11 protein-coding genes are annotated in these 10,282 nt (G+C 69.5%); 7 read left to right on the top strand and 4 right to left on the bottom strand.

What is annotated here, in order from left to right; all coding sequences use genetic code 11:
• Positions 1–860: zf-HC2 domain-containing protein (locus ACNFOC_RS43630; RefSeq protein ID WP_416964555.1), on the bottom strand; the 860-nt coding region annotated here is incomplete at its 3' end.
• Between the two features lie 188 nt (positions 861–1,048).
• Positions 1,049–1,621, bottom strand: coding sequence for a sigma-70 family RNA polymerase sigma factor (locus ACNFOC_RS43625; protein WP_416964553.1), 573 nt, complete (start codon positions 1,619–1,621; stop codon positions 1,049–1,051).
• Between the two features lie 321 nt (positions 1,622–1,942).
• Between ACNFOC_RS43625 and ACNFOC_RS43620 the strand changes: the two genes are divergently transcribed.
• Both ACNFOC_RS43620 and ACNFOC_RS43615 read left to right on the top strand, forming a co-directional pair.
• Positions 1,943–2,344, top strand: a complete 402-nt coding sequence (locus tag ACNFOC_RS43620) for an STAS domain-containing protein (RefSeq protein ID WP_416964552.1) — start codon at positions 1,943–1,945, stop codon at positions 2,342–2,344.
• Positions 2,345–2,486: 142 nt separating this feature from the next.
• Positions 2,487–2,999: an EF-hand domain-containing protein gene (locus ACNFOC_RS43615; RefSeq protein WP_416964551.1), complete on the top strand. Its 513-nt coding sequence runs from the start codon at positions 2,487–2,489 to the stop codon at positions 2,997–2,999.
• Here ACNFOC_RS43615 and ACNFOC_RS43610 read toward each other — a convergent pair.
• Positions 2,983–4,512, bottom strand: a complete 1,530-nt coding sequence (locus tag ACNFOC_RS43610) for a class I adenylate-forming enzyme family protein (RefSeq protein ID WP_416964550.1) — start codon at positions 4,510–4,512, stop codon at positions 2,983–2,985. The genes ACNFOC_RS43615 and ACNFOC_RS43610 overlap by 17 nt on opposite strands.
• 86 nt (positions 4,513–4,598) lie before the next feature.
• Between ACNFOC_RS43610 and ACNFOC_RS43605 the strand changes: the two genes are divergently transcribed.
• The 4 genes from ACNFOC_RS43605 (at position 4,599) to ACNFOC_RS43590 (ending at position 8,846) form a co-directional block, all read left to right on the top strand.
• Positions 4,599–5,795 carry an amidohydrolase family protein gene (locus ACNFOC_RS43605; RefSeq protein ID WP_416964549.1) on the top strand — a complete coding sequence of 399 codons (1,197 nt, stop codon included), beginning with the start codon at positions 4,599–4,601 and terminating at the stop codon, positions 5,793–5,795.
• Positions 5,796–5,805: 10 nt separating this feature from the next.
• Positions 5,806–6,939, top strand: a complete 1,134-nt coding sequence (locus ACNFOC_RS43600) for an acyl-CoA dehydrogenase family protein (RefSeq protein ID WP_416964548.1) — start codon at positions 5,806–5,808, stop codon at positions 6,937–6,939.
• A gap of 3 nt (positions 6,940–6,942) precedes the next feature.
• Positions 6,943–7,860: an acyl-CoA dehydrogenase family protein gene (locus tag ACNFOC_RS43595; RefSeq protein ID WP_416964547.1), complete on the top strand. Its 918-nt coding sequence runs from the start codon at positions 6,943–6,945 to the stop codon at positions 7,858–7,860.
• Positions 7,861–8,369: 509 nt separating this feature from the next.
• Positions 8,370–8,846: an ATP-binding protein gene (locus tag ACNFOC_RS43590; protein ID WP_416964554.1), complete on the top strand. Its 477-nt coding sequence runs from the start codon at positions 8,370–8,372 to the stop codon at positions 8,844–8,846.
• A 338-nt stretch (positions 8,847–9,184) separates the two neighbouring features.
• Here the strand turns inward: ACNFOC_RS43590 and ACNFOC_RS43585 are convergent, their stop codons facing one another.
• On the bottom strand, positions 9,185–10,144 hold the full coding sequence (locus tag ACNFOC_RS43585; RefSeq protein ID WP_416964546.1) for a cyclase family protein: 960 nt from the start codon (positions 10,142–10,144) through the stop codon (positions 9,185–9,187).
• Between ACNFOC_RS43585 and ACNFOC_RS43580 the strand changes: the two genes are divergently transcribed.
• On the top strand, positions 10,083–10,282 hold a 200-nt coding region (locus tag ACNFOC_RS43580), incomplete at its 3' end, for a hypothetical protein (RefSeq protein ID WP_416964556.1). The genes ACNFOC_RS43585 and ACNFOC_RS43580 overlap by 62 nt on opposite strands.

Raw genomic sequence — 10,282 nt, 5'->3', positions numbered from 1 at the left:
CTTGAGGAATCTGGCGAAGGACTTGCGGGGCCTGTCGAACATGCTGACCACCTTCCCCCTACATGGTTCCCTGTCGCTGACCGTTCATCTACTGCTACCCAACCTAGAGTTGGAGTTGCGGCGGCAGGCCGTCGACGACCTCCTCGGCATCTGGGGCGACCGGTCGGCGGGAAGTGCGACGAGTTCCAATACGCCTCGGTGCGCGCGGCCGGCGTCATGGCCTTGGCGGCCTCCCCGGTCAGCGGGTCGTCGAGCCCCAGTGCCGCCGCGACCAGGCCGTCGACGGTCAGCAGATGCGCGATGACCCCGGCGACAGTCGTACGACGGCTCGTCGGCCCGTCGCCCTCGAACCAGCGCAGCCGCACGGGCGCGTGCCACTCGGCGTCACCTATGTCCTGCAACAGGGCGTCCAGGCGGGCGGTCTCCGCGTCGTACGGCGTAGCCCACTCCGGCACCGGGATACGCGGCGGCCGGCGATCGAAGGAACTGGTCAGGACGCGGGTGCGCAGGCCGGGGTCGAGGTCGAGGGGCTCGACGGGGTGCAGCAGCCCGACCGCGCCGCGCAGCCGTAGCGCCTCGTCCGCGCAGGCACCGCACTCGCCGAGGTGCTCCTCCACGGCCGCCGTCTCCGCCGCCGAACACGCGGCCAGCGCCCACGCGCCGAGCAGAGCCTTCAGCACCCGGTGTTCCAGGACCAGTGGCACGGCCTGGGACTCGGCCGCGTCGAGCTCGGGCAGCGGGCGACCGGTGTCCTCCACGGAGGCACGGGGCATCGGGATCCGCGGCGGCTCGCCGTCGCCGCTCACGGGACCACTGTTCGCGGGTCCGCCGCCGCCGGGATCGTCCGGCCCGCCGTGCATGCCGTCGTCGTTCACCGAACCGCCGTTCCCGGAGCCGTCGTTCACAGGGCGGCCCTCCTCGGGGTCACCAGGCCTCGCAGGCCCACCCGGACCACCGGACCCACCCTGCGCCGGCACGACCTCCTCACCTTCCCCGGCCCCTTCGCCGTACCTCTCGTGCCTCTCGAAGCCCTCCCGCCACGCGTCGCTCACGCCCGACCCCCCGCTCCCGGCGGTGCGCCGGAGTCGTGGGCGGTGGACAGCAGTTGGAGGCCGAGGCGGAGGCGGCGGCGGGCCTCGTCCTCGGTGACGCCGAGGTCGACGGCGGTCTGGCGGTAGTCACGGCGCTGGAAGTAGGCCAGCTCCAGGGCGGCCCGCAGCGGGGCGGGCATGGACGTGACGATGTAGTCGGCGCGGGCGGCGACGGAGGCGCGGCGGACCTTGCGCTCCAGCTCCTCGGTGGAGCCCTCGCCGCTGTGGGCGAGGGCGACGGTCTCGGTGGCGCGCAGGCGCTGCACGGCGAGGCGGTGGGTCAGCGCGGCCACCCAGGAGCGCAGGGGGCCCTGCTTGGGGTCGTAGGCGTCGGGGTGCTCCCACACGTGGGCGAAGACCTCGCGGGTGATGCCGTCGGCGGCGCGCTCGTCGCCCAGCACGCGGTGGGCGAGGGAGTGCACGAGGGAGGCGAAGCGGTCGTACAGCTCACCGAGGGCCGCCGCCTCGCCGCGGGCCAGCCGCTGCTGCATCTTGCGGTCCCAACGGGGCGGTGCGTCCTTCGTCGCCATGCGGCCCCCTCACCGTGCCTGTGCCCGAGTCAAGCGTGCGCTCACCGTTTCTTCGAATGTAGTGGGCACGTCTGACAGCGCACCCCCCATTGTGCAATTGCACGCCCCCGAAGCGGCGCGAGTGGTAACGGATCTGCGCCTACCCCACCCACATCTGATCGAACAGGATCGAAGGCGACTAAAACAAGCCTCTTCCGGACGGTTTCCGTTTCTTCCCCCGTGTTTCAGGGAACGGCCGCTGGGCAGCCGCGCTGCAAGGAAGCGTAGGTACGGCTTCCGTTTCCGGACGGTTTCCGGGAGTTCCGGCTAGCGAGAGGCGCGATGGTGGCCTTCAAAGTGAACGACGGCGAGCGCGGCGGCTGGTCCGTACTCCTCGTGTCCGGCGAACTGGACCTGGTGACCTCGCCGGTGCTGCGCCAGCGGGTGCACGACGTGGTGGCCGAGGGGCGGCACAGTCTGGTCCTGGACCTCTCCGAGGTGCTGTTCTGCGACTCCAGCGGCGTCGGCGTGCTCATCGCCTCCCGCCGCCTGATCCGTTCCTGCCAGGGTCACCTGCGCGTGGTGCTGCCGGCGCAGGGCGCGGTCGACGGCTCGCACGTCAACCGGGTCCTCGGCGCGCTCGGGGTGCGCCGCCTCTTCGACGTCTATTCCGATGTGATGACGGCCACAGAAGAGGCGCCCGAGGACGAGCCCGAGGACGAGGCGGACCCCCTCTCGGCGTGACGCCGTGGGTTGACGGCGTGACGTCGTTGTTTCGGAATTTCCCCGGTCTTGGTACAAGCGTCGTTTTCCGCTCCCGGACCCGCCCCGGCGTCGTACGCTCCCTGCCAAGCGCACCCCACATGAGTAAGGCGGCCCGAAAGACATGGTCAGCACCGAGTACGAGCGACGGATCGCCGCCCGGTTCGCCACCTTCGACCAGGACGGCAACGGCTTCATCGACCGGGAGGACTTCAGCTCGGCGGCCAAGGCGCTGCTCGCGGAGTTCGGTACGGCGGCCCGCTCCGACAAGGGCCAGGCCCTGTACATCGGCGCGGAGGCGTTCTGGCAGGGCATGGCCGGCATCGCCGACCGGGACGGCGACCAGCGCGTCAGCCGCGAGGAGTTCGTGAACGGAGCGGTCAAGCGCCTGCGCGACAACCCGGAGCGCTTCGCCGAGATCGGCCGCCCCTTCCTGCACGCGGCCCTCGACGTCGCGGACCCGGACGGCGACGGCTCGGCCACCATCGCGGACACCGTGCGCGTCCTCAAGGCCCTCGGCGTGCCCGCCGACATCGCCGCCATGGCGGCCGACGCCCTCGACACGGACAGCGACGGCAAGGTCGGCGAGGCGGAGATCATCTCCTCCTTCGCCCGCTACTTCACCGTCCCTGAATAGTCCCGGGATCCGAATAACGCTCCCGCAGCTTGTACTTGAGCACCTTGCGCAAGGCGTCGTTGCGCGGAAGGGCGTCCACGATCTCCAGCTGCTCCGGCAGCTTGTGCACGGACAGCCCTTCCGCGCGCAGATAGTCCGTCACGGCGGACAGGGTCAACTCGCCTGCCCCCGGCGGCTGTTCGACCACCGCGCAGACCCGCTCCCCACGCTCCGCGTCCGGCAGCCCCACGACGGCCACGTCCCCGACGCCCGGATGCGCGGCCAGCAGATCCTCGATCTCCTTGGCCGAGATGTTCTCCCCCTTGCGGATGATCACGTCCTTCAGCCGCCCGGTGAGGATGAGGTGCCCGGTCCCGGTCAATGCCCCGAGGTCCCCGGTGCGCAGGAAGCCGTCCCCATCGAAGGCCTCGGCCGTCTGCGCCGGGTCCAAGTACCCCTGACACACGGCTTCCCCGCGCAACCGCACCTCCCCGCCCGCCGCGATCCGTATCTCCATCCCGTCCGGCGGCCGCCCCTCGGTCGTCGCCAGATTCTCCACGGTGTCGTCTGGCGCCCCCATCGTGATCATCGGCACCTCGGTCATGCCGTATCCGTGGGTGAGCTGGACGCCCATCTCCCGTACGACGGAGTGGTAGACCTCCGGCGGCTTGGGCGCACCGCCGCCCGCGAGCAGCCGTAGCGAGGGAATCACCTTGGTCCCCGGCTGCTTGCGCTGCTCGGCAAGGAACATGGAATAGAAGGCGGTTGAGCCGCCGGCGACCGTCACCCCGTGCTTGCGGTACCCGTCCAGCGCGTCCGGGAGCGCGAACTGCTCGAACATCACCGCCGGGAAGCCGTAAAGCAGCAGCATCACCGTGTAGTCGGGCCCGGCGATGTGCGCGTATGGGAAGGCCATCGACCCCACGTCGTCCGCGCTCAGCCGCAGCGCGTGCGCGAGGCACGAGCCGCCCGCGATCAGTGAACGGTCCGTGTGCAGCACGCCTTTGGGGTCGGAGGTGGTGCCGGAGGTCCAGTAGATCCAGCGGACGGAGGTGCCGTCGGTGGGCGGGGGCGGCAGCAAGGCCGGGTCGCCGTCCGGGAGTTGAGCGCCGTCGTACGCCTCGAAGATCCCCTTCGCGCCGAGCCGTCGCGCCATCTCCGCGTAGTCGAAGCCGCGCCAGGTGCCCGGCACCGCGAAGTACTCCGCCTTCGACTCCCTTAGCGCGAAGCCGACTTCGCGGTCGCGGTAGAAGGGGATCACCGGTGTCTGTACGGCGCCCAGGCGGGCCAGGGCGAAGGAGAGCAGGGCCGTCTCGACGCGGGTGGGCAGCTGCCAGGCGACGACCGTGCCGGGGCGGACGCCCATGCCGTACAGACCGGCCGCGACGCGCTCCGACCGGTCGCGCAACTCGCCGAAGGTCAGGGCGCGGTCGTCCTGGAGGAGGACCGGGCGGTCGGGGGTCAATTCGGCGCGGCGGGCGACCAGTTCCCACAGGGTGCGGGAGGAACTCAGGGAGTGCGGCGTCTCGTTCATGGTCCCCCTCCTTGGCTGACGACTCGTCAGGTGACATGCTATCTGACGGGTCATCAGATAAGTACCGTCCCGCCGGAGGGGAACCCATGACCACCGAACTGCCCCGCATCATCAGCGTCGACGATCACGTGATCGAACCCGCGCACCTCTTCGAGACCTGGCTGCCGAAGAAGTACCGGGACCGCGGCCCCCAGCCGCTCACCGCCGGCATCGGCGAACTCGCCTACGTGGCGGGCAAATACCAGATCACGATGGACCCGGACGGCCCGCCCACCGACTGGTGGATCTACGAGGACCTCAAGTTCCCGTACAAGCGCAACATCGCCGCCGTCGGCTTCGACCGCGACGAGATGACCCTGGAGGGCATCACCCGCGAGCAGATGCGCAGGGGTTGTTGGGACCCCAAGGCGCGGCTCGCGGACATGGACCTCAACCACGTCGAGGGCTCGCTCTGCTTCCCGACCTTCCCGCGCTTCTGCGGCCAGACCTTCGCCGAGGCGCACGACAAGGAGGTCGCGCTCGCCTGCGTGCGCGCCTACAACGACTGGATGGTCGAGGAGTGGTGCGGCGACAGCGGCGGCCGGCTCATCCCGCTGTGCCTGATCCCTTTGTGGGACGTCGAGTTGGCGGTCGAGGAGATCCGACGGAACGCGGCACGCGGCGTACGGGCGATGACCTTCTCCGAGATCCCCACCTACCTCGGACTGCCCTCCATCCACTCCGGCTACTGGGACCCGTTCTTCGAGGTCTGCCAGGAGACGGGGACCGTCGTCAACATGCACATCGGCAGCAGCTCCCAGATGCCCGCCGCATCACCGGACGCGCCCCCCGCCGTACAGGCCTCGCTCTCCTTCAACAACGCGATGGCCTCGATGATGGACTTCCTCTTCAGCGGCGTCCTCGTGAAGTTCCCGACCCTCAAACTCGCCTATTCCGAGGGGCAGATGGGCTGGATCCCGTACGCCCTGGAACGCGCCGACGACGTGTGGGAGGAGCACCGCGCGTGGGGCGGGGTGCGCGACCTGATCCCCGAGCCGCCCTCCACGTACTACTACCGCCAGATGTTCTGCTGCTTCTTCCGCGACAAGCACGGCGTCGCTTCGCTGGACGTGGTGGGCCGGGACAACGCGACCTTCGAGACCGACTACCCGCACGTCGACTCGACCTTCCCGCACACCAAGGAGGTCGCCCTCGACCATGTGAAGGGCCTCGACGACGAGACGGTCTACAAGCTGATGCGGGGCAACGCGATCCGCATGCTGGGCCTGGACCTCGACCGGTGATGGATCGCTGATGGATCTCTCGTACACGGCCGAGGAGGACGAGTTCCGGGGGCGTTTGAGGGAGTGGCTGGCGAAGGTGCTGCCGACGCTGCCTTCCAAGCCGTCGCCGGACGACTGGCCGGCCCGCCGCGCCTACGACCTCGGCTGGCAGCGGATGTTGTACGACGCCGGGTACGCCGACGTGCACTGGGGCGCGTCCCCGACGACCCGGCTGATCTTCCTGGAGGAGACGGAAAAGGCGGGCGCGCCCTACGTAGGGGCCAATTTCGTGGGGCTGTTGCACGCCGGGCCGACGATAGCCGCCGAGGGCACGGCCGAGCAGCGGGAGCGCTGGCTGCCGCCGGTGCTGCGCGGCGACGAGGTGTGGTGCCAGGGCTTCAGCGAACCGGACGCCGGTTCCGACCTCGCGGCACTGCGCACGCGCGCGTGGCGGGACGGCGACGACTATGTGGTGACTGGTTCGAAGATCTGGACCTCGCATGCCGAAGTCGCCGACTGGTGCGAGCTGTTGGTCCGGACGGATCCTGCGGCGCCCAAGCACCGGGGGATCAGCTGGCTCGCGATGCCCATGGACGCGGCGGGGATCACCGTACGGCCGTTGCGGACGCTGGCCGGGTCTGCGGAGTTCGCCGAGGTGTTTCTTGACGAGGTGCGGGTGCCGGTCGGTAATCGGGTGGGGGACGAGAACGACGGGTGGCGCGTGACCATGGTGACCCTGTCGTTCGAGCGGGGTACGGCTTTCGTGGGTGAAGTTGTCGCCTGTCGGCGGGTGTTGGGTGAACTGGCCGTGGAGGCGCGGCGGAATGGGCGCTGGGATGATCCGGTGCTCAGGCGTCAATTGGGGCGGTTGAACGCGGAGTTCCGGGCGTTGTGGCGGCTTACTCAGTGGAATGTGAGTGAGGCCGAGGCGAGTGGGGGAGTGCCGGGGGTCGGGGGGTCGGTTTTCAAGTTGCGGTATTCGCATGCGCGACAGGAGTTGTACGACGTTGCGGCGGATGTCCTTGGGGCGAACTCCCTTGATCTTGATCGGCCTTGGGTGCTGGATCGGCTGTCGTCGCTGTCGTACACGATCGCCGCGGGTACGTCGCAGATTCAGCAGAACATTGTGGCTGAGCGGATTCTTGGGTTGCCGAAGGGGAGGTGAGCGGTGCGGTTTCAACTGACCGGGGAGCAGGAGGCGTTGCGGGCTGCTGTGCGGGATGTGGTCGGTCGTTCGTCGGCTGCGGGTTCGTCGTGGCTGGTCGCGCCCCGCGGCGGAGCCGCTAATAGATACAGTCCCGCGCCCCTAAAGGGCGCTCCTCGGCTGGACCGGGGTCTGTGGCGGGCTCTTGGGAAGCTTGGGGTGTTCTCACTTCGGTTACCGGAAGTGGATGGGGGAGCCGGACTCGGCCTGCCCGAAGCCGTGTTGGTGTTTGAGGAACTTGGGTGGGCGTTGGTGCCGGGGCCCTTGGTGGCGACTCATCTTGCTGCCGGGGTGGTGCCGGGTGCGGCCACCGGGGAGACGGTTGTCGCCGCCGTCGACGGGAGTCTTGTGGAGTGGCTGGACGAGGCCGATGTCGTGTTGCCGGGGGCCGAGGGGGCCGTAGCGCTGCGGTCGGTGGATCCGTTGACGCCGTTGCATCGGGTGCCGGCTCCGGCGCGTGTCGAGTCTGTCGCTGTTCTTCTCACCGCTGCCGAGCAGCTCGGCACTGCCGCGCGGGTGTGCGGGCTGGCGGTGCAACACGCCCGGACGCGGGAGCAGTTCGGGCAGCCGATCGGGGCGTTTCAGGCCGTCAAGCATCTGTGCGCGCAGTCGTTGGTGCGGGTGGAGGTGGCGCGGGCCGCCGTGTACGCGGCGGCCGTGACCGGGGATGCGGTGGACATCGCCGCGGCGCGGTTGTTGGCCGACGAGGCGGCCGTGCGGGGAGCCCGGGACTGTTTGCAGGTGCATGGCGGGATGGGCTTCACCTGGGAGTCCGAGGTCCATCTGCACCTGAAACGGGCGTGGGTGCGCGCTCAACGTGGCGGTGGGGGCACGGAGAGTGAGGAGTTGCTCGCGGCGGATCTGCTGGCCCGCGCGGCCTAGCGGGGCGCCGGCCTGCGGCGACGGGAGCGGGCCTGACAACGGTGTCGCGGATCGTGGCACGGCGGAATCACGGAGCGTTGATATCGGGTTGTGTCCTACGCGTGACTCGTCACGGCCTGGAGTCGTCTGTGGGCTCCGGTACCTTGTGTGGGATGCGAGTGGTTCAAGGTACGAGCCATGCCGGTGTTGCCTGTGAGGCGGCCCCGGATCGGGCGGTGCGCGCCGCCGTTCGCACGGCAGAACAGGCTTTCACCCCTGCCTGTTCGACTTCTCGCGGTGAGCGTCGCACAGTATCCCGCACACGTACTCCTTCGCGCTGGAATATGCCCGAAGCGCTTGTTGGGGTGACTGAACGTCAACCATGCTGTCTCGCAAGGGATTCACGTTCCGTGACCCTTGTTCTGGCCGTTGTTCTGGTCATGCAGGAAATGGCTACGATCGTGGCCCTCGTGAGGCGCGAGGCCAAGTGTCCGCCGGTTCGGATGGTGTGAGCGGTGCAGGTGCTTCAAGTGCAGCTGGAGATCCGGCCCGACCCCGCTGAGGTGGGGCGAGCCCGGCGGTGGGCGCGCTCACGGCTCGCCGGGTCCGGGATAGAGGCCGACGAACCACTCGCGGAGACGCTGATCCTGCTCGTCTCCGAGCTGGTCACCAACGCCGTGGTGCACACGGGATGTCCGGCCGTGCTGCGGCTCTCCCTGCCGGGTGTGGCGACCGAGTCGGCCACCGTACGGCTGGAGGTCGCCGACACCAGCTGCAAGGCCCCCGTACCGCGCTGCGCGGACGGCGACGAGACCGGCGGCCGCGGCCTGGCCCTGGTGGACGGCCTCGCCGACCGCTGGGGCTGGAGCGCCGAGGGCACCGGCAAGCGCATCTGGTGCGAGATCGACCGGAGCAGTGAACCCCGGGAGGCCGCGGCCGCGTTCGGGGGCGGTGTCACGGCGTACGAGGGCTTCGAGTTCGAGGGCTTCGCGTACGAGGCCGTGTAGGTGCTGCGTGCAAGTGCCGGGCGGAGATGCGCCGGGCTGTGCTTCCTTGCGCGCCCTGCGATAAATGGGGCTTACCGAACAAATCCCCGGATGGGCGTTGACGCGACGTGACCGCATGGTCACGCTTGTGGGCAGCGATTCGCCGCGAGGGGACGACGAGGGCTTCGGTGACGGGGGCCCTCGGCGAGTGTGGGTCGCGTTCGGCGTGGGTCCCCTCGGGGCCGGGGGCCAGGACGGGGCGCCGGAGTCGGATGGCGGCACGCGGTGCCGTGCTCGGGGCGGGCAGTAGCGGGCCGCCATCCGACCGTAAGTCCGGCCCTCGTCAAAACCGGACTGTCCTAGAGGATGGCGATCGGGGCCACCGGGGTTCCCGTCGCGCCCACGAAAGGTTCGGGCATCGCCGACAGGAAGAACGTGTAGCGGTTCTCTTGTCCACAGGCTGTGGACAACTCTTCGAGATTCCAGTTCTGGCCCTGCACCATGCCCATTTCGACCAGATCGAGAGCGTGCACCGGCAGCCACAAGTCGTCTATTTCCGGCGGAAATATCTCAAAGGTCAGGGTGTCGTTGGCGACCGCCGCGACATCGCGCGCGTGGAACCATTCCGGCGTACGGACCGACAGCCCGGGTGACGGATAGCCGTACCCGTGCTTGTCGCCGGCCAGATACACCTGCACCTGCCCGGTCCGTACGAGCACGATGTCTCCGGCGCGGACCTGTGTGCCGGCGAACTCCTCGGCGGCTTCGAGGTCTTCCGGGGTGACGGCGTGGCCGCCTTCGAGTCGATCGACGCCACGCGCGCGTGCCACGTCGAGCAGGACCCCGCGCGAGACGATGTGCCGGGCCTTGTCGATCCCGCTGAACTCGGCGCCGCCGTGCGGGGTCACGGTGCCGGCCGGGCGGCCGTTGTAGAGCTTCCCGGAGTGCGAGACGTGGGTCAGTGCGTCCCAGTGCGTGCCCGCCTGGAGTCCCATCGTCACGGCGTCGTCGCTGCACGCGACCGTTCCCGGGCCGAAGAGTTCCTGGTTGATCTGCACCATCGCGTGCAGGGGGTTGATCCGGCCGGGGATCAACCCCGTCTGCACGCCGTCCTGTTGGAGGGGGAGGGCGAGGGGGATGCGGCGGCCGGTACGGATCTCGGTGGCGGCGGCCCGGATCACGTCGTCGGTGATTAGGTTCAGCGTGCCGATCTCGTCGTCCGACCCCCAACGGCCCCAGTTGTTCACGCGCTTGGCGATGTCGTGGAACTCCGGACCAAGTGACGGCGGTGACGTCTGCGGTGTCGTCTGCGGTGACATCGGGGCCTCCCGCGCGCTGGGTGAGGGCGTGCGCGGTCAGGACGCGCCGGTTGCGGCCGAGGCTCGGGGGGAGCACCAGATAGGCGAGCCGGACGAGCCGTGGATAGTGCTCGACGAGCGCGGCCTCGGCCTGTTCGA

This window comes from Streptomyces colwelliae, assembly GCF_048158785.1.
Lineage (GTDB): Bacteria > Actinomycetota > Actinomycetes > Streptomycetales > Streptomycetaceae > Streptomyces.
Note: the sequence above shows the minus strand (reverse complement) of the source record. Positions and strands in the feature narration are given on the sequence as shown.